This is a genomic window from Burkholderia dolosa (assembly GCF_902499135.1).
GTDB classification, from domain to species: domain Bacteria; phylum Pseudomonadota; class Gammaproteobacteria; order Burkholderiales; family Burkholderiaceae; genus Burkholderia; species Burkholderia dolosa.
Window position 1 is genome coordinate 117,966 of record NZ_CABVPR010000002.1, and the last position, 24,282, is coordinate 142,247.

Sequence of the window (24,282 nt, forward strand, 5' to 3'; positions counted from 1 at the left end):
TGGTCGGCCACGCAACCCCCCACGATTCGAGCAAGCGAGGCAAACAGCATGAATCATGAAGTCATCGTCACCTGCGCCGTGACCGGCGCGGGCGATACGGTCGGCAAGCATCCGGCGATTCCGGTCACGCCGAAGGAGATCGCGGCCGCCGCGATCGAAGCCGCGAAGGCCGGCGCGACCGTCGCGCATTGTCATGTGCGCGATCCGCACACGGGCCGCGGCAGCCGCGATCCGAGCCTGTACCGCGAAGTGGTCGACCGGATCCGCTCGGCCGACGTCGACGTGATCATCAACCTGACGGCCGGCATGGGCGGCGATCTCGAGATCGGCCCCGGCGAAGACCCGATGCGCTTCGGCAAGGGCACGGACCTCGTCGGCGGACTCACGCGGCTCGTGCACGTCGAAGAACTGCTGCCGGAGATCTGCACGCTCGACTGCGGCACGCTCAACTTCGGCGACGGCGACTATATCTACGTGTCGACGCCCGCGCAGCTGCGCGCCGGCGCGAAGCGCATCCAGGAGCTCGGCGTGAAGCCGGAGCTGGAGATCTTCGACACCGGTCACCTGTGGTTCGCGAAGCAGCTGCTGAAGGAAGGGCTGCTCGACGATCCGCCGCTGTTCCAGCTGTGCCTCGGCATTCCGTGGGGCGCGCCGGCCGATACGGGCACGATGAAGGCGATGGTCGACAACCTGCCGCCGGGCGCGCACTGGGCCGGCTTCGGCATCGGCCGCATGCAGATGCCGATGGTCGCGCAGGCGATGCTGCTCGGCGGTCACGTGCGCGTCGGCCTCGAAGACAACCTGTGGCTCGACCGCGGCGTGCACGCGACCAACGGCACGCTCGTCGAGCGCGCGCGAGAAATCGTCGAGCGGCTCGGCGGCCGCGTGCTGACGCCGGCCGAAGGCCGCCGCAAGCTCGGGCTGCCGGCACGCGGCGAGCGTCCGCTCGAACGTCGCGCGGTGACCGAGTTCGCGTGAGCGCCGTGCGCCGCGCAGTTTCGGCGGACGCGTTGCGACAGCGCGGCCGCCGCCCGATTTCCCCGATTTGAAGGATGCATCGACATGGCAGTGAAGACCGACATCAAGACGTTCGCCGCGATCGGCGCCGGCGTGATCGGCAGCGGGTGGGTGGCCCGCGCGCTCGCGCACGGGCTCGACGTCGTCGTCTGGGATCCCGCACCGGGCGCCGAGCAGCAGCTGCGCGCGAACGTCGCGAATGCGTGGCCGGCGCTCGAGCGCGTCGGTCTCGCGCCAGGCGCGGACCGCGCGCGGCTGCGCTTCGTGCCGACGATCGAAGCATGCGTCGCGCACGCGGATTTCATCCAGGAGAGCGCGCCGGAGCGCGAGGCGCTGAAGCTCGAGCTGCACGAGCAGATCAGCCGCGCGGCGAAGCCCGATGCGATCATCGCGTCGTCGACGTCGGGGCTGTTGCCGACCGACTTCTATGCGCGTGCGACGCATCCGGAGCGCTGCGTGGTCGGCCACCCGTTCAATCCGGTGTACCTGCTGCCGCTCGTCGAGGTGCTCGGCGGCGAGCGTACCGCGCCGGAAGCGGTCGAAGCGGCGATGCGCGTCTATCGCGCGCTCGGCATGCGGCCGCTGCACGTGCGCAAGGAAGTGCCGGGCTTCATCGCGGACCGGCTGCTCGAAGCGCTGTGGCGCGAGGCGCTGCATCTCGTCGACGAGGGCGTCGCGACGACCGGCGAAATCGACGACGCGATCCGCTTCGGCGCCGGCATCCGCTGGTCGTTCATGGGCACGTTCCTCACGTACACGCTCGCGGGCGGCGATGCGGGCATGCGACACTTCATGCAGCAATTCGGGCCGGCGCTCGAATTGCCGTGGACGAAGCTCGTCGCGCCGACGCTGACCGATGCGCTGATCGATCGCGTCGTCGAAGGCACCGCCGAGCAGCAGGGCGCACGCAGCATCAAGGAACTCGAACGCTATCGCGACGAGTGCATCACCGAGGTGCTGAAAGCGATCGCCGCGGTGAAAGCGCGGCACGGCATGCGATTCGAGGACTGACGAATGACCGGCGATACTCCGTTGACGATCTACCGCGACGTCGTGCGGCCCGAGTGGGTCGACTACAACGGCCACTTGCGCGATGCGTTCTATCTGCTGATCTTCAGCTTCGCGACCGACGCGTTGCTGGACCGCATCGGTCTCGACGATGCGGCGCGTCGCGAGCGGGGGCGCTCCGTCTATACGCTCGAAGCGCACGTGAACTATCTGCACGAGATCAAGGAGGGCGCGCACGTGCGCGTCGATGCGCGCGTGCTCGCGCACGACGCGAAGCGGCTGCATCTGTATCTCGAACTGTTCGCGCCCGGGCACGACGCGGCGGTGTCGGCGAGCGAGCAGATGCTGCTGCACGTCGACACGCGCGACGGGCCGAAAGCGGCGCCGTTCGATGCCGACGTCGCGGCGCGCGTCGCCGAACTGCATGCATTGCAGCGCGACTGCGCGCCGCCCGCGTATGCGGGCCGCGTGATTGCGTTGCCGCCGTCGCGCCGCTAGCGCGCCGCAAAGCGGAGGCCGCACGATGCTCGAACCGGAAATCGCGGCATTCGTCGCCGCCGTCGAGCGCGGGTATCCGGCCGATGCGGCCGCGCGCTCGCCGGACGAGCAGCGTCGGCTCTACGATCGTTTCGCGGCCGCGTGGACATCCGCGACGCTGCCGGACGGCATCGTCCAGCAACAGGCGGTGTGGCATGCGCCCGACGGCCGCGCGATCGCGCTGCGCCGCTACGCGCGCGCGCATCGCGCGCCACGCGGCACTGTGCTGTTTTTTCATGGCGGCGGGTTCGTCGTCGGCTCGCTCGACAGTCACGCGTCGATCGTCGCGCAGCTGGCGGCCGATACGGGGCTCGCCGTGATCGCGGTCGACTATCGGCTCGCGCCCGAGCACCGTGCGCCGGCCGCGCTCGAAGACTGTCTTGCCGTTACGCGTGCCGCACGCGACGCGCGCTGGCCGTTCGGGCCGTGTGCGCGGCCGTTGACGCTCGCCGGCGACAGCGCCGGCGGCAATCTCGCGGCGGCCGTCGCGACCGCGCTGCGCGATGCGGGCGAAGATGGAACCGACGGAATCGCGCTCGTGTATCCGATGCTCGGCCTCGAGCCGCAGTCGCCCGCGCGCGAAACGGAAGCGCACGCGCCGATGCTGTCGCTCGACGATGTGCATCGCTATCGCACGCTGTACTGGCAGCGCGATTTGTCCGACCTGCAACTGACCGACGACGCGCTGCTGCGCGCGTCGGTGCCGCTCGCCGCGGGCCGCTTCGACGGACTGCCGCCGGTGCTCGCGATCGGCGCGGAGCACGATCCGCTGCGCGACGATGCGCGCGTATATGTCGAACGGATTCGCGCGGCCGGCGGCGCCGCGCGATGCTGGATCGGCGAAGGACTGGTGCACGGCTGCTGGCGCGCGCTCCGCACGAGCCCGCAGGCGGCGCGGATGCATCGGATGGTCGGCGGGTTTCTGCTCGCACCGCACGCGTAGCGGGCATTTTCGGGAGGCAACGATGCAGGCAGCGCAACACCGTATCGAGGACTGGCGGACGTTCGATGTCGACGCGGCGATCGCGTCGGCGACGATAGGAGACGGAACGGTCGACGTCGAATGGAGCGACGCGCGACGATCGCCGTTCCATTTCGACTGGCTGCGCGACAACTGCACGTGTTCCGCATGCGTGCATGCGGCCACGCGCGAGCAGGTGTTCGAGATCGTCGACGCGCCGGACGATCTCGCGGCGCGCGCCGCTTATATCGACGGCGCCGACGGCGCGTTGCACGTCGAATGGAGCGACGGGCATCGCAGCGCGTGGTCGCCCGGATGGTTGCGCGCGCATGCATACGACGACACGTCGCGCGCGCAGCGCCATGCGGCGCACGGCACGCACATATGGACCGGCGACGATCCCGACGCGATCGGCGTGTTCGCGTGGCGCGACGTGATGCAGGACGACGGCGCGCTGCTCGAATGGCTGCGCGCACTGCAGCGCACCGGGCTCACGCTCGTCGAGGGCGTGCCCGCCGAGCGAGGCCGCGTCGGCGAAATCGCGCGTCGCGTCGGGCTGGTGCGCGAGAGCAATTTCGGCGTGCTGTTCGACGTCGAATCGAAACCGCGTCCGGACAGCAACGCGTATACGTCGCTGAACCTGCCGCCGCACACCGATCTGCCGACGCGCGAACTGCAGCCGGGCGTGCAGTTCCTGCACTGCATCGCGAACGACGCAACGGGCGGCGACAGCGTATTCGTCGACGGCTTCGCGCTCGCCGATGCGCTGCGGCGCGAGCATCCGGCCGATTTCGCGCAGCTCGCGTCGACGCCGTTCGAATTCTGGAACAAGAGCGCGACCAGCGATTACCGCTGTTCGGCGCCGGTGATCGGGCTCGATGCGCGCGGCGACGTGACCGAGGTACGTGTCGCGAACTTCCTGCGCGGGCCGCTCGATGCGCCGGCCGGCTCGGTTGCGGCCGTCTATCGTGCGTACCGGCGGTTTCTCGCGCTCGCGCGCGAGCCGCGTTTTCGCGTGCAACGGCGGCTGCGCGCAGGCGACATGTGGGCATTCGACAACCGGCGCGTGCTGCATGCGCGCACGGCGTTCGATCCATCGACCGGGCGCCGCCATCTGCAGGGCTGCTACGTCGATCGCGACGAGCTGCTGTCGCGCTCGCGCGTGTTGTCGCGTTCTGCGCCCGCGGCGTCCGCCGCGCAATGACGGGACGCGCTGCGTTTCCCGCCGACGAAAAAGCGCCCGGACGCGCTGCGCCCGGGCGAAGCCACCCGCTGCGGGGCGGCGGAGGTATGCGCGTCGAAAAAAAACGAGCCCGCGTGACGGGCTCGTCCGATACGGCGTCATTGCGCGACGCGCGGCGCCTGCCGCGGGCGCGTCGGCTTATTGGCCGAAGAAGATCGAGTCGCGTGCGTTCGACGACGCCGCGGCGGCCGGCGCGCCCGAGTGGACGACCGGAGCCGGCTGCGCGCCGTAGCCGCTTGCGTCGGCACCATGCACGCGCGCTTCCGCGGCCTGGATGTCGTTCGGGTAGTACGGGCTCGCGAGGCCCGGCTTGTAGCCGGCTTGTTCGAGCTGAACGAGTTCGTTGCGCACTTGCGCGCGCGTCACGGTGCTTTGCGCGAATGCGCCGAACGAAGCGGACAGCGCGGTAGCGGCAACGGCTGCATAAACGAGCGATTTCATGATGACCTCCGGTGTTTTATTGGCTTCGCCGTCGACACCATGTCTTCAGCGATTGACCGAATGGTAGTCACCGGAGGATTGAGGGTAAACGCTGATTTTGACGATAAATTGTTTACCGATCGGTAACAGTCCCGCGGCGGCTCAGCCTTTCATTCGTCTTTCGTTTCGATCGGTGCAATAAGACGGGCCTGTGGCAAATGTCGTCAGTTCGTTGAACGCACGCTGCCCGGCTGCATCGCTTCCGTCGTCTTCCCGTTCTTTTCGGGCGCCGCGCCGACATTCACGCCCGTTTCCCAAACTCGATTGCTGCCTGATTCGCCGGAATACCTGCGGTATGCGGAGCAGTATTTACTAACCGTATCTGAATAAGCACGCTATAGACGTCGGCCGGAGAAATGCGCCGGCGGCGAAAATGTGCCGCGCATTTGCATTTTTACCGAGTCGCTCCGATACAACGCCGTTACCTATTGATATCGATAGGTTTCATTGCCATTGGGCTGCTGTATGTTTTGCTTGCCTTGATGGCGTTGCTTCTTTAGTTCGTTTTGCATATGTCGTGGCGTGATGCTCGCACGGGGTGTTGTGCTATCAAGATTGTCGTTAAATTTTATTTGGGGATTGATCGTGAGTGATAACTTCAGGCCGTCAATTATCGACGTTGCAATATTGGTCGATGCACCGCGTATTAAATACTATTACGGGGCGAATCACGCAAAAGACAATGTAAACTTCTCCGATTATGTGGGGGTCGGCAACAACGGTGACGGGGGCAGCTTCATCTATATGGTCACCACGTGGCGGGATGCACAAAACGAAGGGGGCTCGGAGCTTTCGATCTACGGCGAGGTGCGAAACAAGATTCGCTGGCGGATGCGGTCGTTGTCGATGGGCGGCATTGCGGATGCAATGAGCCGGAACGAGCCGCCCGTCGCATTTCAAGCCGCGATCAGGGGCTTCGTATTTAGTGGCGGCGATGCGTACAAAGAGTACATTACGACTCCCGTGAAGAAGACCGAGACGGTAAAGAGCTGGGGTTTTGATCAGAATGGCAATCTGGTCCAGCAAGATATTAACGATACTTACTGGGAATCCGAGGTTATCAAGCCTGGATTCGGTAACCAGAATAACCAACGCGTCAATATTACGTACCACACGCCGTTCAACATCCTCTGCAACTGTCAAGACTGTAACGACGGCACCCATGGTGGCGGAGGCGGCGGCGGCAATGGCTGCGGCGGTTACACCTACGATCCGTTCATCGTTACTCAAGGATGAGTTGCCGATAAATAGGTAAATCGGACAAGCCTGCGCTGCAAGGTCGATACACGTTGTCGGCTTTGCGTTGCGCAGGCGATCACGTCTTTGTTTCGAACCGGGCATGTCAATGCCTGAGCCGATCCGGGATCGGGCAGACGGCAGTACGTACGCGGCATGAAGAAGGCGGGGGTAGTCGACCGAGAACGTTGCTTTCTCCGGGTAACGGCTCGGCAACCGGACTCAGCCACCATGGCGAACGTGCACGGCGAGCGAACAACGTTCACGCACCAGCAACGTCAGCGCTACCGATGCCGTTGAATACCGGCCGCGCCGAAACAAGCGACGGGAATGCGACAGGCGACATGCCGGCGCGACCCGATCGGCATAGGGCGCAGCCGGCTTCGATGCGTGGCCGGAAGGTTCACTTGCCGCCAGACAGGCCGAGCACTTCGGCGGCGGAGATCATCGCGGCCGCATTGGCCGGCGCCGGCCGTTCGGCGGGGCGGAATACTTCGTCGCCGCGATGGATCACCTGGCGCGACAGCGCACAGGTGCCGGTGCGTTGCGCGAAGCGGCGGCGCCAGCGTTGTTCGCCGTAATGGCAGCGGCCGGGTTCGACCCAGCGGACGACGAGCAGCGTATCGGAACGTTCGAGGATTTCGACGTGGACGTCGGTGGAGTCGAGCGCAGGCAGGGATTTGGAGGCCTTCATTTTTGCCGTTTCCTAAAGCTCGTGCGGTTTCGGCCGTGGCAGTAGATGTCACTACCCGATGGCGAATCCGTAGCGGTTTCCATGAGTGGTGCGCTAAATGTAAGCGTCTGTGACCTGAAAAAACATCCTGTCTGGCTCAAATTACCTTTTGCCGATTCAGAAACAATCCACGCGGATTTTGGTGAAAACCATCGACAAAAACGCCCCGGACGCGGGCGTCCGGGGCGGCAAAGCGGGCCGCGCGGGCCGTGTCTGCTCGCTCAGTCGCGGCGCACGTCGCGGGGGACGGAGACGCCCGCCGGATGGCGGACGGGTGCGACGTGCGAAAGCGCGGTCCGGTAACGCGATGATCGCGCGTGCATCCGGTTCGCACCCTGACGCGTACATGACTTTTCCGTCAGGTTGACTTGGCACGCCGCGCAGCACGGCCGCGGCGGAACCACGCCGACGTAGGCCGGTATTGGCTTTGCGCGAACCGCGCGAGCATTCGACGCGACCAAAAACCGATGTGCGCGGCAACGCGGCAAGCGCTTGCCGCGCGCCGGCATTTCCATCACCGGGAAAACACTGAATCGCGATTTCGTGACAAATCCGGAATCGCTTCCTATGATTGGCTGGACCTTTAGTCCTTTGTGCCAATCAGCCGGTCGACGGCCGGCCCTCTACAGTGAGGTGCTCATGAGATTGCAGGGCAAGCGCGCGCTCGTCACGGCGGCCGGGCAGGGCATCGGCCGCGCGACGGCGTTGCGGTTCGCGCGCGAAGGCGCGCAGGTGCTGGCGACCGACATCAACGAAGCCGCGCTCGCGCAGCTCGCGGCGGACGCCGAACGCGCGGGCGGCCGGCTGACCGCGCAGCGTCTCGACGTGACGGACGCGCGTGCGGTTGCCGCGCTGGCCGCGAGTGAACCGGCGTTCGACGTGCTGTTCAACTGCGCGGGTTACGTGCACCACGGCTCGATCCTCGACTGCGACGACGACGCGTGGGCGTTCTCGTGGAATCTGAACGTCACGTCGATGTACCGGCTGATCCGCGCGCTGCTGCCCGCGATGCTCGACGCGGGCGGCGCGTCGATCGTCAACATGGCGTCGGCCGCGTCCAGCGTGAAGGGCGTGCCGAACCGCTTCGTGTACGGCACGACGAAGGCCGCCGTGATCGGCCTGACGAGGTCGGTCGCCGCCGATTTCGTCGAGCGCGGCATCCGCTGCAACGCGATCTGCCCCGGCACGATCGAGTCGCCGTCGCTCGAGCAGCGGATCGCCGAGCAGGCGCGCACGCGTCAGGTGTCGACCGACGCGGTGCGCCAGGCGTTCGTCGCGCGCCAGCCGATGGGCCGCATCGGCACCGCGGACGAAGTCGCCGCGCTCGCGTTGTATCTCGCGTCCGACGAATCGTCGTTCACGACCGGCGCGATTCATCTGATCGACGGCGGCTGGTCGAACTGACCGGCCGTCTCCTCACCCTTTACCTCCCGTTCGAACGAAGACATGAAACTGCTGAGATTTGGCGACAAACACCATGAAAAACCCGGCCTGCTCGATGCGCAAGGGCAGATCCGCGATCTGTCCGGCATCGTCGACGACATCGCCGGCGACGTGCTGACGCCCGCATCGCTCGCGCGGCTACGCGACATCGATCCGTCGACGCTGCCGCGCGTCGAAGGCACGCCGCGGCTCGGCGCATGCGTGGGCCGCGTCGGCAAGTTCATCTGCATCGGCCTCAACTATTCGGACCACGCGGCGGAATCGGGGATGGACGTGCCGAAGGAACCGGTCGTGTTCGGCAAATGGACGAGCGCGATCTGCGGGCCGAACGACGACGTCGAGATTCCGCGCGGCTCGCAGAAGACCGATTGGGAAGTCGAGCTCGGCGTCGTGATCGGTCAGGGCGGCCGCTATATCGACGAAGCGGACGCGCTGTCGCACGTCGCCGGCTATTGCGTGGTGAACGACGTGTCGGAGCGCGAATATCAGCTCGAGCGCGGCGGCACCTGGGACAAGGGCAAGGGCAACGACACGTTCGGCCCGATCGGTCCGTGGCTCGTGACGGCCGACGAAGTGCCCGATCCGCATGCGCTGCGGCTGTGGCTCGAGGTCGACGGCCATCGCTATCAGAACGGCACGACCGCGACGATGGTGTTCCGCGTCCCGCATCTGATCAGCTATCTGAGCCGCTTCATGAGCCTGCAGCCGGGCGATGTGATCTCGACCGGCACGCCGCCGGGCGTCGGGCTCGGGCAGAAGCCGCCCGTCTATCTGCGCGCCGGGCAGGTGATGACGCTCGGCATCGACGGGCTCGGCGAGCAGCGTCAGCGCACCGTGCAGGCCTGATCCCCTTATCGCGGACGGTACGCCATGCCTATCATTCGATCGATGCGCGTCCTCGACGTGCGCTTTCCGACTTCGCGTCAGCTCGACGGCTCCGATGCGATGAATCCGGACCCCGACTATTCGGCCGCCTACGTGGTGCTCGAAACCGATCGCGACGGGCTCGAAGGTCACGGGCTCACGTTCACCATCGGCCGCGGCAACGAGATCTGCTGCGCGGCGATCGACGCGATGCGCCATCTCGTCGTCGGCCTCGACCTCGACTGGATCTGCGACGACATGGGGCGCTTCTGGCGGCACGTGACGTCGGACAGCCAGCTGCGCTGGATCGGTCCGGACAAGGGCGCGATCCATCTGGCGACGGGCGCGGTCGTGAACGCGGTGTGGGATCTGTGGGCGAAGGCGGTCGGCAAGCCGCTGTGGCGGCTCGTCGCCGACATGAGCCCCGAGGAGCTCGTGCGCACGATCGACTTCCGCTACCTGACCGACTGCCTGACCGAAGACGAGGCGCTCGATCTGCTGCGCCGGCAGGCGCCCGGCAAGGCCGAGCGGATCGCGGTGCTCGCGCGCGACGGCTATCCGTGCTACACGACGTCGGCCGGCTGGCTCGGCTATAGCGACGACAAGCTGCGCCGGCTGTGCCGCGAAGCGGTGGACGCCGGCTTCGACTACGTGAAGCTGAAGGTCGGCGCGAATCTCGACGACGACATCCGCCGCGTGTCGATCGCGCGCGACGTGATCGGCCCCGACCGCAAGCTGATGATCGACGCGAACCAGGTGTGGGAAGTCGACGAGGCGATCGACTGGGTGCGCGAGCTCGCGTTCGCGCGGCCGTGGTTCATCGAGGAGCCGACGAGTCCCGACGACGTCGAAGGGCATCGCAAGATCCGCAAGGCGATCGCGCCGGTGCAGGTCGCGACCGGCGAGATGTGCCAGAACCGCGTGCTGTTCAAGCAGTTCATCGCGCGCGGCGCGATCGACGTCGTGCAGATCGACGCATGCCGGCTCGGCGGCGTGAACGAGATTCTCGCGGTGATGCTGATGGCCGCGAAGTACGGGCTGCCGGTGTGTCCGCATGCGGGCGGCGTCGGGCTGTGCGAGTACGTGCAGCACCTGTCGATGATCGACTACGTGTGCATTTCCGGCACGAAGGAAGGGCGCGTGACCGAGTACGTCGATCATCTGCACGAGCATTTCGTCGAGCCGTGCGTCGTGCGCGGCGCCGCATACATGCCGCCGACGGCGCCCGGCTTCTCGATCGAGATGAAGCCCGAATCGCTCGAGCAATACCGGTTCCGCGGCTAGCGCGCAGCGCGGTTCGGCGCGCCGCGAAGCGCAACGTGTGCCGCGCACGCAGCGACGATATCAACGACGGAGACGTGAAGTGGATTTGAAGCTGCAACACAAGGTCGTGATCGTGACCGGCGGCGCGTCGGGCATCGGCGCCGCGATATCGATGCGGCTGGCGGGCGAAGGCGCGATTCCGGTCGTGTTCGCGCGCCACGCGCCGGACGATGCGTTCTGGCGCGAGCTGACGGTCGCGCAGCCGGCGGCCGCATGGTTCGCGGTCGAACTGCAGGACGACGCGCAATGCCGCGACGCGGTTGCGCAGACGGTCGCGCGCTTCGGGCGGCTCGACGGGCTCGTGAACAACGCGGGCATCAACGATGGCGTCGGGCTCGATGCGGGACGCGACGCGTTCGTCGCATCGCTCGAGCGCAATCTGATCCACTACTACGTGATGGCGCATTACTGCGTGCCGCATCTGAAAGCGGCGCGCGGCGCGATCGTCAACGTGTCGTCGAAGACGGCGGTCACGGGGCAGGGCAACACGAGCGGCTACTGCGCGTCGAAGGGCGCGCAGCTCGCGCTCACGCGCGAATGGGCGGTCGCGCTGCGCGACGACGGCGTGCGCGTGAACGCGGTGATTCCGGCCGAGGTGATGACGCCGCTGTACCGCAACTGGATTGCCGGCTTCGACGATCCCGACGCGAAGCTCGCCGAAATCGCCGGCAAGGTGCCGCTCGGCAAACGCTTCACGACGGCCGACGAAATCGCCGATACGGCCGTGTTCCTGTTGTCCGAACGCGCGTCGCACACGACCGGCCAGTGGCTGTTCGTCGACGGCGGCTATACGCATCTCGATCGCGCGATCGGCTGATGCGAGCGGAGTTCGACACGATGCAACCCGATCCGAATCCGAACGCCGACGAATCGACGACGTCCGCCGGCGAGCCGGCCGCGCGCGAGCCGCTGATCGCATTGCGCGGCGTCAGCAAGCGTTTTCCCGGCGTGCAGGCGCTCGACGATTGCCGTTTCGATCTGCATGCGGGCGAGGTGCATGCGCTGATGGGCGAGAACGGCGCCGGCAAGTCGACGCTGATGAAGATTCTTGCCGGCGTCTATCAGAAGGACGGCGGCGAGATCCGGATGGACGGCCGCGCGGTGGAGATCGCGGACCCGCGCGCCGCACAGGCGCTCGGCATCGGGATCATTCATCAGGAACTGAACCTGATGAACCATCTGAGCGTCGCGCAGAACATCTTCATCGGCCGCGAGCCGCGCGGCCGCTTCGGCGTGTTCGTCGACGAAGACAAGCTGAACCGCGACGCCGCCGCGATCTTCGCGCGGATGCGGCTCGATCTCGATCCGCGCACGCCGGTCGGCCGGCTGACCGTTGCGAAGCAGCAGATGGTCGAGATCGCGAAGGCGCTGTCGTTCGACTCGCGCGTATTGATCATGGACGAGCCGACCGCCGCGCTGAACAACGCGGAGATCGCCGAGCTGTTCCGCATCATCGGCGACTTGCGCGCGCACGGCGTCGGCATCGTATACATCTCGCACAAGATGGACGAGCTGCGGCAGATCGCCGATCGCGTGACCGTGATGCGCGACGGCAAGTACGTCGCGACCGTGCCGATGGCGCAAACGTCGATGGACGCGATCATCGCGATGATGGTCGGCCGTCAGCTCGACACGCAGTTCCGCACGCCGCCCGACACGTCCGCGAACGACGTCGCGCTCGAAGTGCGCGGATTGTCGCGCGGCCGCGCGATCCGCGACGTCGGCTTCACGGTGCGGCGCGGCGAGATTCTCGGTTTCGCCGGATTGATGGGCGCGGGTCGGACCGAGGTCGCGCGCGCGGTGTTCGGCGCCGATCCTGTCGATGCGGGCGAGATCCGCGTGCACGGCAAGCGCGTGACGATCCGCACGCCGGCCGACGCGGTCGCGCACGGGATCGGCTATCTGTCCGAGGATCGCAAGCACTTCGGGCTCGCGGTCGGGATGGACGTGCAGAACAACGTCGCGCTGTCGAGCATGCGCCGCTTCGTGCGCCGCGGCCTGTTTCTCGACGCGCGCGCGATGCGCGACACCGCGCAGTCGTACGTGCGGCAGCTCGCGATTCGCACCCCGTCGGTCGCGCAGCCGGTGCGGCTGCTGTCGGGCGGCAACCAGCAGAAGATCGTGATCGCGAAGTGGCTGCTGCGCGACTGCGACATCCTGTTCTTCGACGAGCCGACGCGCGGCATCGACGTCGGCGCGAAAAGCGAGATCTACAAGCTGCTCGACGCGCTCGCCGCGGACGGCAAGGCGATCGTGATGATCTCGTCGGAGCTGCCCGAGGTGCTGCGCATGAGCCACCGGATCCTCGTGATGTGCGAAGGCCGCGTGACCGGCGAGCTGAGCGCGGCCGAAGCCACGCAGGAAAAGATCATGCAGCTCGCGACGCAGCGCGAGTCGACCGTGCTGTCCTGATTCAGACGAACGATTACCCGATCATGTCCAACGATACGCATCCCGTCCCGCCCCTCGCGACCGGCGACACGCCGGCCGGCGCATCGGGCCTTCGCGCCCGCTTCTTCAATCCGGCCGCGCGGCAGAAGCTGCTCGCGTTCGCAAGCCTCGTGCTGCTGATCGCGTTCTTCAGCGTCGCGTCGTCGAATTTTCTCGAAGTCGACAATCTCGTCGCGATCCTGCAGGCGACCGCGGTAAACGGCGTGCTGGCCGTCGCGTGCACGTACGTGATCATCACGTCGGGCATCGACCTGTCGGTCGGCACGCTGATGACGTTCTGCGCGGTGATGGCCGGCGTCGTGCTGACCAACTGGGGCATGCCGCTGCCGCTCGGCATCGCGGCCGCGCTCGGCTTCGGCGCGCTGTCCGGCTGCGTGTCGGGGTTCGTGATCGCGAAGATGAAGGTGCCGCCGTTCATCGCGACGCTCGGCATGATGATGCTGCTCAAGGGGCTGTCGCTCGTGATCTCCGGCACGCGGCCGATCTACTTCAACGACACGCCGGGCTTCACGTCGATCGCGCAGGATTCGCTGCTCGGCAGCCTGATTCCGGCGCTGCCGATTCCGAATGCGGTGCTGATCCTGTTCGTCGTCGCGATCGGCGCGTCGATCGTGCTGAACCGGACGATCTTCGGCCGCTACACGTTCGCGCTCGGCAGCAACGAGGAGGCGCTGCGGCTGTCCGGCGTGAACGTCGACGGATGGAAGATCGCCGTCTACACGTTCAGCGGCGCCGTGTGCGGGATCGCCGGCCTGCTGATCGCGTCGCGCCTGAACTCCGCGCAGCCGGCGCTCGGGCAGGGCTACGAGCTCGACGCGATCGCGGCCGTCGTGATCGGCGGCACGTCGCTGTCGGGCGGCGCGGGCAGCATCCTCGGCACCATCATCGGCGCGTTCATCATGAGCGTGCTGACGAACGGCCTGCGCATCATGTCGGTCGCGCAGGAGTGGCAGACGGTCGTGACCGGGGTGATCATCATCCTCGCCGTCTACGTCGACATCCTGCGCCGGCGACGCCGCTGACGGCGCAGGCTGCGCTTCACCGCCGGCCGGGCCGGTATCCCAGCGGATATAAATCAAGGAGACGCGAAGTGATCAGGAGCAAGGTGTTGAACGCGATCGTCGGGCTGACGTTCGCCGCGGGCATCACGGCCGGCGCGCACGCGCAGGAAGCGTACGTCCCGCTGATTTCGAAGGGCTTCCAGCATCAGTTCTGGCAGGCCGTGAAGTCGGGCGCGATGCAGGCCGCGAAGGACTACCACGTGAAGGTCACGTTCGAAGGGCCGGAAACCGAGGCGATGGTCGACAAGCAGATCGACATGCTGTCCGCCGCGATCGCGAAGAAGCCGGCCGCGATCGGCTTCGCCGCGCTCGACAGCAAGGCCGCGCTGCCGTTGCTGAAGAAGGCGCAGGCCGACAGGATTCCGGTGATCGCGTTCGACTCCGGCGTCGACAGCGACATTCCGGTGACGACGGCGACGACCAACAACAAGGCGGCCGCCGCGCTCGCCGCGGACAAGCTCGCCGCGCTGATCGGCGACGAAGGGCAGGTCGCGGTCGTCGCGCACGACCAGACGAGCCGCACCGGCATCGATCGCCGCGACGGTTTTCTCGAACGGATGAAGTCCGCGCATCCGAAGGTGCAGGTCGTGACGGTGCAGTACGGCGAAGGCGATCAGCTGAAGTCGACCGAAGTGACGAAGTCGATCCTGCAGGCGTATCCGAAGCTCAAGGGGCTGTTCGGTACGAACGAAGGATCGGCGATCGGCGTCGTGAACGGCGTGCGCGAGATGAAGCGCAAGGTCGTGATCGTCGGCTACGACTCCGGCAAGCAGCAGAAGGACGCGATCCGCAGCGGGCTGATGGCCGGCGCGATCACGCAGAACCCGATCGGCATCGGCTACAAGACCGTCGAGGCGGCCGTGAAGGCGATCAAGGGCGAGAAGCTGCCGAAGGTCATCGATACCGGCTTCTACTGGTACGACAAGACCAATATCGACGATCCGAAGATCGCGGCGGTGCTGTACGACTGAGCGTCGCGATTCGGCGCCGCGCGCCGCCGCCGCGCACGCGTGCGGCGGCGCGTGGCGACCGGATCTGCGGCGACGTATGACGACGGAATGCGAGGACACCATGCGTGCACTGCGTATCGATTCGCACCAGCACTTCTGGCGTTACCGTGCGGCCGACTATCCGTGGATCGGCGCCGGGATGGACGTGCTCGCGCGCGACTATCTGCCCGATGCGCTGCGGCCGCTGATGCATGCGCAGGCGCTTGGCGCGTCGATTGCCGTGCAGGCGCGCGCGGGCCGCGACGAGACCGCGTTCCTGCTCGAGCTCGCACGCGACGATGCGCGCATCGCCGCGGTGGTCGGCTGGGAGGACATCGGCGCGCCGGACCTCGCCGAACGCGTCGCCGAATGGCGCAGCCCGAAGCTGCGCGGCTTTCGGCATCAGCTGCAGGACGAAGCCGACGTGCGCGCGTTCGTCGCGGATCCCGGCTTCGAGCGCGGCGTCGCGTGGCTGCAGGCGAACGGCTACGTATACGACGTGCTCGTGTTCGAGCGGCAGTTGCCCGACGTGCGCGAATTCTGCGCGCGGCACGACGCGCACTGGCTCGTGCTCGATCATGCGGGCAAGCCGGCGCTCGCCGCGTTCGATCGCGACGACACCGCGCTTGCGCGCTGGCGCACGCAACTGCGCGAGCTCGGCGCGATGCCGCACGTCGCGTGCAAGCTGTCGGGGCTCGTGACCGAAGCCGACTGGCGGCGCGGATTGCGTGCGCAGGACGTTCGGCACGTCGAGCAATGCCTCGACGCGGCGCTCGATGCGTTCGGTCCGCAACGGCTGATGTTCGGCTCGGACTGGCCCGTGTGCCTGCTGGCCGCGTCGTACGACGAGGTCGCGTCAATCGTCGAGCGGTGGGCCGAATCGCGGCTGTCGGCGGCCGAGCGCGGCGCGCTGTGGGGCGGCACGGCCGCGCGCTGCTACGACGTGCCGGGAGACGCGCAAGCGCGCATATAAAATAGACGCCGGTCGTTTGCGCGATTTGTGTGCCAGTCGGACGCGATTGGTCGTTCGATTCGCGAGCGCGAGCAGCCCCGAACACAACCGATTCACCCGTATCGACGTATGTCCATCCAGCCGATTCAGAACCGCCGCCTCTATCAGCAGATCGCCGACAAGCTCGGCGAGATGATCGAGTCCGGCACCTTTCCGCCGGGCAGCTATTTGCCGCCCGAGCGCGAACTGGCCGAGCAGTTCGGCGTGTCGCGCACGTCGGTGCGCGAGGCGCTGATCGCGCTCGAGGTGCGCGGGCGCGTGAGCGTGCGGGTCGGCGACGGCGTGAAGGTGCGGTATCCGGAAGCGGCCGCTGCGCCGGCCGTCGATCGCGATCGGAAGGTCGCGCCGTTTACGATCGTCGAGATCGATCCGGAGCTCGGCATCGCGCTCGATCTCGACACCGAGATTCCGCCGTTCGCGCTGCTGCAGGCGCGCCGGCTGATCGAGCCGGAAGCCGCGTCGCTCGCCGCGAAGCACGGCTCGGATGCGCAGATCGAAGGGATTCACGACGCGTTCCTGCGCAACCAGGAGGACAACCGCAGCGGCTCGCTCACGCATCCGGGCGACCGGCTGTTCCATATCCGCATCGCGGAGGCGAGCGACAACCCCGCGTATGCGCTGATGATCAAGCAGTTGCTCGCGCACAAGTACGATCCGATGTTTCAGCGGCTGCAATCGCTGTACATGCCGAACGACATGCCGCATCGGTCCGAGCTTGAGCATCGCGCGATTCTCGACGCGATCCGCGCGCGCGATCCGGAAGCCGCGCGGCGCGCGATGGCCGGGCATCTCGATGAAGTGATCCGGATCTTCGGGCGCGCGCTCGACTGAGCGCGCGTTTTATCCGTGCGTCGATCCGTGTGCCGCTTGCAGGTTCAGAAGCGGTCGGCGCGATACGGCGTCGGGTCGGTGAACGGCGTGTCGCCCGTCATCATCTCGGCGAGCAGGCGGCCGGTCACCGGGCCGAGCGTCAAGCCGTGATGGTTGTGCCCGAACGCGAACCATAGCCCGCGATGCGCGGGTGCCGGGCCGATCACCGGACGCATGTCCGGCGTGCACGGCCGGAAGCCGAGCCACGGTTGCGGATCGAGTCTTTCCCCGAAGCCGAACACCGGACGCGCGACGCGTTCCGCGCGTTCGAGCTGTACGCCGGTCGGCGGCAAGCCGCGCCGCGCGATCTCGACGCCGGTCGTCAACCGCAGCCCGCGCCGCATCGGCGCGATCACGTAGCCGTACTCGCGATCGACGATCGGCGCCGACGGCGCGCCGCGTTCGGACGGCGCGTAGTGCATGTGATAGCCGCGTTTCTCGCGCAACGGAATCCTGTAGCCGAACTTGCCGAACACCGTGTCGGACCACGGACCGAGCGCGACGACGACGGCCGGCGCGGCCACGTTGCCGTTCCGTGTTTCGACCTGCCAGCCCGGCGACAGCGCGGCGAGGCTCGCGGCGTCGCCCGACAGCAGCGTGCCGCCGCCTTGCTCGAAGAGCCGCGCATACGCTTTGACGAGCGCGGACGGATCGACGACGCTTTTCGGGTCGAGCCAATGCAGCGCGCCGCAGAAGCCCGGCGCGAGGCTCGGTTCGTGTTCGAGCAGCGCGTTCGCGTCGAGCGGCGTGATGCCGAGCCCGCGGCGCCGCGCGGTGACGCCGGCTTCCGCGACGCTGCGCTCGAACGCGGCCGGCGTGCGGAACGCTTCGAGCCAGCCGCTCGCGCGCACGAGTTCGCCGGCGCCGGCGCGTGCGATCAGCGCGTCGTGCTCGACGATGCAGCGCTCGATCAGCGGCAGCATGTCGCGCGCCGCCGCCGCATGTCGTTGCGGCGCCGATTCCCACCAGAAACGCGCGAGCCACGGTGCGAACGCGGGCAGCGACGCGCTGTGCCAGTAGAGATCGGTCGAGCGGTTCAATGCGTAGCGCATCAGCGTGAACGGGCTGCGCGGGAACGGATACGGTTCGACCGACGAGCGCTCGATCAGCCCGGCGTTGCCGAAGCTCGTGCCTTCGCCGGGCGCGCCGCGGTCGACGAGGGCGACCTTGCGGCCGCGATCCTGCAGATGCAGCGCGACGGACACGCCGACGATGCCTGCGCCTAGAACGATGACGTCGAAGTCCATGGATGGTCGTGAAAGACGGTGGTGGGTCGTGGGGCGGTTGGTGTTCGGTACGGCGGTTGGGTTTAGAGCAAAGGATATACGACAAGTGCCGGATCGAGACGGCGGGTTCGAAGATCGTGGACACGCGTGGCGAGCATGTCGATGCGGGAGCGGGCGACCACGCGCTGACGGCCGTCATGATCGACAGCCCTTTTCATGCAACGCACACCGTGCCGATGACGGAGACTGCGCAAACGCCCGGTTTCGAAGATTTGCCGGTTCGCGATCGGCTGACGTAAATTCCGCAGACGACGAATCCGAGGAAGAATGGCGACGGCAATGATCGAACTATCCGCAACCGCTTACGCCGCCGAACTGCAGCGCTTCAAATTGCGCGGCCGCGTCTGGCTTGCTTCGAAGGACATTCCTGCCGACGTGCAAGTGCCGACCGCGTGGCGCGCGTTGCTCGATATGCGCGACGCCGCACTCGAGACGTCGCTCGCGAAGATGTGGGCGGGTGTCGTCGATCGCCTGCCAGCGGTCCGGCAGTTCTTCGACGAGAAACTGCGGCGCCCGGCCGTGCTGCAGAAGGAAAACGGCGATCTGTGCCTGCTCTATCCGTACACCGTCGACCACGACGATCTGAACTTTTTCATTGGCCATCCGCCGCTCGGCGATCTCGTATCGGACGACATGCCGCTATGGCGCGCGTTGCCCGACGATCTGCGCAGCTTTTATCAGCTCGCGCATAACGGGTGGACTTTCTTTCCCGCGAACTCGATGGGGCCGTTGCCGATCGGCGATCAAACGGCGCTGACGGCGAAGCTCGACCTGACGCCTGACGAGACGCGCGCGCTCGGCGTGAACCCGGATCTCGTGTGGACGGTGTTCCAGAACGGCGGCGGCGATTATCTGTGTCTCGATCTTCGCGACAGCGCGGGAGATGGCAGTGCGGCCGGGCGAATCTGGTGGCATGACAATCCTGCGGAACTCGAGCCGGTCGATTTCTGGGCCGTGATGAATGCGTGGTTCGAGATTTTCGTCGAGGATGCGGACCGGCGGTAATTTCTCCGAGGCTTTCGACCGCGTCACCCCATCGCCGGCGATGAACGAATCGACATGGGAAGGCCTTTCCGGGAGCCGTAACGGCCACCGCTTCCGCCCGGTTTCCCGCCCGGCTCATTACAGCTGCATGCGACCCGGTCCGTTCATCAGTTCGACCACCCAGTCGATGAACACACGCAGCTTCGGGCTGACGTGGCGGTTCGGCGGATAGCAGACATAAAGCGGCATCGGATCGAGTTGCCAGTCGTCGAACAACGCAACGAGTTCGCGCTGTTCGATCGCCGCTTTCGCCATGTAGTGCGGCAGCCACATGATGCCGAGACCCGCGACGCCGGCCGCGAGATATGCGTTTCCGTCGTCCACCGCGAGCGCGTAACGGCCTTGCACGTTGATCGTTTCGTCGCGGCGATGCATGACGAGCGGATACAGATTCCCCGCGCGTCCCCACGAGAATCCGACGATCCGGTGATGCGAATTCTCGAGTTCCGCGGGATGTGAAGGCGTGCCCGCCAGCGCGAGATATCGGGGCGATGCAAAGACGCCGAGCGAAAGCCCGGCCACGCGCCGGGCGACCATCGACCGATCCGCGGGCTCGCCGCCGCGCACGACGCAATCGACGTTCTCCCGGATGATGTCCACGGTACGGTCGCTCACGCCCATGTCGAGCTGAATGTCCGGATAGCGGGCGAGGAATGCCGGCAGCGCGGGAATCAGGATCAGGCGCGCGAACGGGCTCGGCACGTCCACGCGCAGGCGGCCGCGCGGCACCGCCGATGCGCTCGACAGACTCGTCTCGGCGTCGTCCATATCGGCGAGCAGCCGCACCACGCGCTCGTAGTACGCGATGCCGTCCGGCGTGACGTTGAGCCGGCGCGTCGTCCGGTTCAGAAGGCGCACACGCAGCCGCGCCTCGAGCTGCTGGACCAGATGCGTGACCGTGGTCTTGCTCATATGAAGCGTTTCGGCGGCCTTCGTGAAGCTGCCTGCCTCGACCACCCGGATGAATGCGCGCATCGCGTCGAAGCGATCCATGCGTTTTGCCTCGCTGCCTCGCAGTTGAATTGTTTGCATTCTACAAATAGTCATGGACAGGGTTGGCGGTTTATCGCGCGCACGTCGCTCGGTACAGTGGATCGCTCGAAACCAACGATCGTCAATGGAGGTGAAGGTGGGCAAGCGCGATGTCGTATTTCCACAGGCGCGTCGGGCGCTGTACGAGCGTAACCGGTACTCTCCCGCCGTACGGGCCGGCAATTTGCTGTTCGTGTCCGGGCAGGTCGGCAGTCGCGACGACGGCACGCCGGAACCCGACCTGCACGAGCAGGTGCGGCTCGCTTTTCGAAACCTGAATGCGATCCTGCACGAGGCAGGATGCACGTTCGACGACGTGGTCGACGTCACGGTGTTCATGGTCGATCCGCAATCGACGTTCGAGCGCATCTGGCAGGTCGTGCCCGAGTTCTGGGGCGACGCGCCGCATCCGGCGCTCACCGCGGTCGGCGTTACGTGGCTTTACGGCTTCGACTTCGAGATCAAGGTCGTTGCGAAGCTTCCGGCCGATCTGAACGGATGACGGGCCGGCAGGCCGCGAAACGTCGCGGTATCCGACGAATGCGGCCGATTGACAATGCGGGCTTTGTACCAAGCCGGATGCGGGTACGACGGCGAACGCGCGCGGCGGGCGGGCCGACCGTCACGGCGACGTGACGCGTGACGCCCGCCGCAATCGCGCGCATCGGCCGGCCTCGTCGAAGGGCTGTGCGCGGAAAAGACGGCAAATCCCGGGCTGGCGGCTGCGGAAAATTGTGGGCGCGGAGCGCGCCCGCGTGCCGCAGACGCGAATCACAACGAGGTCCGCTGGATGACGGAAACGAGCCCGTATCATTTCACGCATTCAACAAACAGCTTTCTTGAGTGCTCGACGTGTCAGGAAATGGAAGGAAAGCGCACCAATCCGCTGCGCGAAGCGATGCACGGGCATGGTGCCTCGAGCCGCTATTAATCAGATGTTTGGCCGTGGCCGATCAAAACCCGCCACGACCAAAAGCCCGAAGCGGAAGCACCGGCATCGCCGGAAACCTTACAGATCAAGGTTCTGCGCTGCGCCGCCGCATACCGTCGCAACCGGATTGCACTCCCGTCCGGCGCCGATACCCGGCCAGGGTTGCTCCCGATCGCCACCTTCGCGCCCCACAGGTTCTCCGTGTTTTCCCTCGGTTGGCAGGCATTTTTGACAGACCATTAAAAAACGCTCATATAATTTCGGCTGCCTTGCCAACGGCTGTCGGACCATCCCTCCGACGATGCGGTTCGGCAAGCGGGGCAGGCGAAAAGCTTGCGCAATGCAAGACGCATCACGTTGTCTTTCCGAACCAGACGTCCCCTTCGGGGACTGCAAGAGCCGGGCCCCGCTACGCATCATTCATCCGCAGGTCCGTCTTCATGTGTCTCGGGCGTGTCCCATGTTCTCGCCCCGGGTGCTGTTCGATTGCGCAAGTCATGCCGCCTTTGCCCGTATGACTAACAACATCGAGGAGCTCCTGATGACGCTGTCCCGTCTTACGTCCATTTCCGTCGCCGCCGTGCTGTTCGCCGCCGGCGCCGCCGCCGCGCAAGCGGAAACCGTGAAGATCGCCATCGCCGGCCCGATGAGCGGTTCGGTCGCGCAGTACGGCGACATGGTGAAGGCCGGCGCGCTGACCGCGATCGAGCAGATCAACGCGGCCGGCGGTGCGGGCGGCAACAAGTTCGAAGCCGTGCTGATGGACGACGCATGCGAACCGAAGCAGGCCGTCGCGGTCGCGAACAAGATCGTCAGCCAGAAGATCAAGTACGTGATCGGCCACGTGTGCTCGGGCTCGACGATCCCCGCATCGGACATCTACGAGAACGAAGGCATCGTGATGGTCACGCCGTCGGCCACCGCGCCGCAGCTGACCGAAGGCAAGAAGCGCCACTTCATCTTCCGCACGATCGGCCGCGACGACCAGCAAGGCCCGGCCGCTGCGCAGTACATCATCAATCACGTGAAGCCGAAGAAGGTCGCGGTGCTGCACGACAAGCAGTCGTACGGCCAGGGCATCGCGTCGTCGGTGAAGAAGGACCTCGAAGCCGCGAAGATCCCGGTCGTGCTGTTCGAAGGCATCAACGCCGGCGATTCCGACTACTCGGCGATCATCACGAAGCTGAAGTCGCAAGGCGTCGATTTCGTCTACTTCGGCGGCTATCACCCGGAAATGGGCCTGCTGATGCGCCAGGCGCGCGAGCAGGGCGTGAAGGCGACGTTCATGGGGCCCGAGGGCGTCGGCAACAAGGACGTGACGGCGATCGCCGGCCCGGCATCGGAAGGGATGCTCGTCACGCTGCCCGCCGACTTCTCGGCCGATCCGGCCAACGCGGCGCTCGTGAAGGCGTTCGCGGACAAGAAGCGCGATCCGAACGGTCCGTTCCAGATGCCGGCGTACGCAGCGGTGAAGATCATCGCCGACTCGATCGCCGGGGCGAAGACGACCGACCCGACGAAGGTCGCCGCGTACATGCACAAGACGACGTTCGACACGCCGATCGGCAAGGTGTCGTATGACGCGCAGGGCGACCTGAAGGCGTTCAAGTTCGTCGTCTATACGTGGCACAAGGACGCGACGAAGACCGCCGCGAAGTAAGACGGAGTACCCGCCCCGCGCACCGCCCCGCCCCGCCCGAGATCCGGACGGGGCGGTGCGCATTCGGCCGTTCGGCGGCCGAAGGGCGGCCGAGACGACACCGTGCGTCGCGCGCGGCCGCGCCGTGATCCGGCTGCGGCACGCGGCGCGGCGCCAACGGGAGCTTCCCGCACATGACTGACTTCTTTCCTCAATTCGCCCAGCAGCTGGTCAACGGCCTGACGCTGGGTGCGATCTATGCGCTGATCGCGATCGGCTATTCGATGGTCTACGGGATCATCGGCATGATCAACTTCGCGCACGGCGAGATCTACATGATCGGCGCGTACGTGGGCCTCGTCACGCTGACCGCGATCGGCGTGTCCGCCGGCTATCCGCTGCCGCTCGTGCTCGGCGCCGCGCTGATCGTGTCGGTGATCGTCACCGGCCTGTACGGCTTCGCGGTCGAGCGCATCGCGTATCGGCCGCTGCGCGGCGGCCCGCGGCTCGTGCCGCTGATCTCCGCGATCGGCATGTCGATCTTCCTGCAGAACTACGTGCAGATCGGGCAGGGCGCGCGCGACGTGTCGGTGCCGGTGCTGATCTCCGGCGCGTTCGACATCCATCTCGGCGGCGACTTCGACGTCACCGTTCCGTATGCGCGGCTGCTGATCGTGTGCGTGACGATCGCGCTGATGATCGCGCTCACGCTGTTCATCTCGCATTCGCGGATGGGCCGCGCGTGCCGCGCCTGCGCGGAAGACATGAAGATGGCGAACCTGCTCGGCATCGACACGAACCGCGTGATCTCGTTCACGTTCGTGCTCGGGGCGATGCTGGCCGCGGTCGGCGGCGTGCTGATCGGGCTGACGATCGGCAAGCTGAATCCGTACATCGGTTTCGTCGCGGGCATCAAGGCGTTCACCGCCGCGGTGCTCGGCGGGATCGGCAGCATTCCGGGCGCGATGCTCGGCGGCGTGCTGCTCGGCCTCGCCGAAACTTTCGCCGCGGGCTACATGCCGGCCGAGTACAAGGACGTCGTCGCGTTCGGCCTGCTCGTGCTGATCCTGCTCTTCCGCCCGACCGGCCTGCTCGGCAAGTCGGACATCGAAAAGGTTTGAG

General features: G+C 66.4%; 24 protein-coding genes. 20 read left to right on the top strand and 4 right to left on the bottom strand.

The window, feature by feature from the left end; genetic code table 11:
• The first annotated feature begins 48 nt into the window (after positions 1-48).
• The 5 genes from cdhC to BUB20358_RS01735 all read left to right on the top strand — a co-directional run bounded on the left by cdhC (position 49) and on the right by BUB20358_RS01735 (position 4,727).
• Positions 49-978 carry a 3-dehydrocarnitine:acetyl-CoA trimethylamine transferase CdhC gene (gene cdhC / locus BUB20358_RS01715; protein WP_006766351.1) on the top strand — a complete coding sequence of 310 codons (930 nt, stop codon included), beginning with the start codon at positions 49-51 and terminating at the stop codon, positions 976-978.
• A gap of 84 nt (positions 979-1,062) precedes the next feature.
• Positions 1,063-2,028 carry an L-carnitine dehydrogenase gene (locus BUB20358_RS01720; RefSeq protein WP_006766350.1) on the top strand — a complete coding sequence of 322 codons (966 nt, stop codon included), beginning with the start codon at positions 1,063-1,065 and terminating at the stop codon, positions 2,026-2,028.
• Positions 2,029-2,031: 3 nt separating this feature from the next.
• Positions 2,032-2,523, top strand: coding sequence for a thioesterase family protein (locus BUB20358_RS01725; protein WP_006766349.1), 492 nt, complete (start codon positions 2,032-2,034; stop codon positions 2,521-2,523).
• A gap of 25 nt (positions 2,524-2,548) precedes the next feature.
• On the top strand, positions 2,549-3,505 hold the full coding sequence (locus BUB20358_RS01730) for an alpha/beta hydrolase (RefSeq protein ID WP_006766348.1): 957 nt from the start codon (positions 2,549-2,551) through the stop codon (positions 3,503-3,505).
• Positions 3,506-3,527: 22 nt separating this feature from the next.
• A complete protein-coding gene (locus BUB20358_RS01735; protein WP_006766347.1) occupies positions 3,528-4,727 on the top strand; it encodes a TauD/TfdA family dioxygenase in 1,200 nt (399 codons plus the stop codon).
• 177 nt (positions 4,728-4,904) lie between these two features.
• Here the strand turns inward: BUB20358_RS01735 and BUB20358_RS01740 are convergent, their stop codons facing one another.
• Positions 4,905-5,207: a DUF4148 domain-containing protein gene (locus BUB20358_RS01740; RefSeq protein ID WP_006766346.1), complete on the bottom strand. Its 303-nt coding sequence runs from the start codon at positions 5,205-5,207 to the stop codon at positions 4,905-4,907.
• 624 nt (positions 5,208-5,831) lie between these two features.
• Between BUB20358_RS01740 and BUB20358_RS01745 the strand changes: the two genes are divergently transcribed.
• On the top strand, positions 5,832-6,482 hold the full coding sequence (locus tag BUB20358_RS01745) for an AidA/PixA family protein (RefSeq protein ID WP_158380431.1): 651 nt from the start codon (positions 5,832-5,834) through the stop codon (positions 6,480-6,482).
• Between the two features lie 403 nt (positions 6,483-6,885).
• Here the strand turns inward: BUB20358_RS01745 and BUB20358_RS01750 are convergent, their stop codons facing one another.
• The gene (locus BUB20358_RS01750) at positions 6,886-7,176 is read right to left on the bottom strand and encodes a DUF3331 domain-containing protein (protein WP_006766345.1); all 291 of its coding nucleotides are present in this window, start codon (positions 7,174-7,176) and stop codon (positions 6,886-6,888) included.
• Positions 7,177-7,854: 678 nt separating this feature from the next.
• Between BUB20358_RS01750 and BUB20358_RS01755 the strand changes: the two genes are divergently transcribed.
• The 9 genes from BUB20358_RS01755 (at position 7,855) to BUB20358_RS01795 (ending at position 17,189) form a co-directional block, all read left to right on the top strand.
• Positions 7,855-8,619 carry an SDR family oxidoreductase gene (locus tag BUB20358_RS01755; protein WP_035974471.1) on the top strand — a complete coding sequence of 255 codons (765 nt, stop codon included), beginning with the start codon at positions 7,855-7,857 and terminating at the stop codon, positions 8,617-8,619.
• Between the two features lie 42 nt (positions 8,620-8,661).
• Entirely contained in the window at positions 8,662-9,504 is an 843-nt protein-coding gene (locus BUB20358_RS01760) for an ureidoglycolate lyase (RefSeq protein WP_006766343.1), read from the top strand.
• A gap of 24 nt (positions 9,505-9,528) precedes the next feature.
• Entirely contained in the window at positions 9,529-10,806 is a 1,278-nt protein-coding gene (locus BUB20358_RS01765) for an L-fuconate dehydratase (protein ID WP_006766342.1), read from the top strand.
• Between the two features lie 79 nt (positions 10,807-10,885).
• Positions 10,886-11,662 carry an SDR family oxidoreductase gene (locus tag BUB20358_RS01770; protein ID WP_035974469.1) on the top strand — a complete coding sequence of 259 codons (777 nt, stop codon included), beginning with the start codon at positions 10,886-10,888 and terminating at the stop codon, positions 11,660-11,662.
• A gap of 20 nt (positions 11,663-11,682) precedes the next feature.
• Complete coding sequence (locus BUB20358_RS01775) at positions 11,683-13,257, top strand: sugar ABC transporter ATP-binding protein (RefSeq protein ID WP_035975360.1); 1,575 nt, start codon at positions 11,683-11,685, stop codon at positions 13,255-13,257.
• A gap of 23 nt (positions 13,258-13,280) precedes the next feature.
• Entirely contained in the window at positions 13,281-14,318 is a 1,038-nt protein-coding gene (locus BUB20358_RS01780) for an ABC transporter permease (protein ID WP_006766339.1), read from the top strand.
• A 68-nt stretch (positions 14,319-14,386) separates the two neighbouring features.
• Positions 14,387-15,328, top strand: a complete 942-nt coding sequence (locus BUB20358_RS01785) for an ABC transporter substrate-binding protein (protein WP_006766338.1) — start codon at positions 14,387-14,389, stop codon at positions 15,326-15,328.
• 100 nt (positions 15,329-15,428) lie between these two features.
• On the top strand, positions 15,429-16,319 hold the full coding sequence (locus tag BUB20358_RS01790; protein WP_006766337.1) for an L-fucono-1,5-lactonase: 891 nt from the start codon (positions 15,429-15,431) through the stop codon (positions 16,317-16,319).
• Positions 16,320-16,427: 108 nt separating this feature from the next.
• The gene (locus BUB20358_RS01795; protein WP_006766336.1) at positions 16,428-17,189 is read left to right on the top strand and encodes a FadR/GntR family transcriptional regulator; all 762 of its coding nucleotides are present in this window, start codon (positions 16,428-16,430) and stop codon (positions 17,187-17,189) included.
• 44 nt (positions 17,190-17,233) lie between these two features.
• Here the strand turns inward: BUB20358_RS01795 and BUB20358_RS01800 are convergent, their stop codons facing one another.
• Entirely contained in the window at positions 17,234-18,475 is a 1,242-nt protein-coding gene (locus BUB20358_RS01800) for an NAD(P)/FAD-dependent oxidoreductase (protein ID WP_006766335.1), read from the bottom strand.
• Positions 18,476-18,477: 2 nt separating this feature from the next.
• Between BUB20358_RS01800 and BUB20358_RS01805 the strand changes: the two genes are divergently transcribed.
• Together BUB20358_RS01805 and BUB20358_RS01810 are read left to right on the top strand one after the other, a co-directional pair.
• Positions 18,478-18,753, top strand: coding sequence for a hypothetical protein (locus tag BUB20358_RS01805; protein WP_123806753.1), 276 nt, complete (start codon positions 18,478-18,480; stop codon positions 18,751-18,753).
• A gap of 40 nt (positions 18,754-18,793) precedes the next feature.
• Positions 18,794-19,519: an SMI1/KNR4 family protein gene (locus tag BUB20358_RS01810; protein WP_035975359.1), complete on the top strand. Its 726-nt coding sequence runs from the start codon at positions 18,794-18,796 to the stop codon at positions 19,517-19,519.
• Between the two features lie 117 nt (positions 19,520-19,636).
• On the opposite strand, the gene BUB20358_RS01815 is transcribed toward BUB20358_RS01810, so the two are convergent.
• A complete protein-coding gene (locus BUB20358_RS01815; RefSeq protein ID WP_035974467.1) occupies positions 19,637-20,551 on the bottom strand; it encodes a LysR family transcriptional regulator in 915 nt (304 codons plus the stop codon).
• 136 nt (positions 20,552-20,687) lie between these two features.
• Here BUB20358_RS01815 and BUB20358_RS01820 point away from each other — a divergent pair, with 136 nt between their 5' ends.
• The 3 genes from BUB20358_RS01820 to livH all read left to right on the top strand — a co-directional run bounded on the left by BUB20358_RS01820 (position 20,688) and on the right by livH (position 24,281).
• Positions 20,688-21,092 carry a RidA family protein gene (locus BUB20358_RS01820; RefSeq protein ID WP_035975358.1) on the top strand — a complete coding sequence of 135 codons (405 nt, stop codon included), beginning with the start codon at positions 20,688-20,690 and terminating at the stop codon, positions 21,090-21,092.
• Between the two features lie 970 nt (positions 21,093-22,062).
• Positions 22,063-23,181, top strand: coding sequence for a branched-chain amino acid ABC transporter substrate-binding protein (locus tag BUB20358_RS01825; RefSeq protein ID WP_006766331.1), 1,119 nt, complete (start codon positions 22,063-22,065; stop codon positions 23,179-23,181).
• Positions 23,182-23,354: 173 nt separating this feature from the next.
• Positions 23,355-24,281: a high-affinity branched-chain amino acid ABC transporter permease LivH gene (livH, locus tag BUB20358_RS01830; protein WP_006766330.1), complete on the top strand. Its 927-nt coding sequence runs from the start codon at positions 23,355-23,357 to the stop codon at positions 24,279-24,281.
• Position 24,282 lies beyond the last annotated feature (1 nt).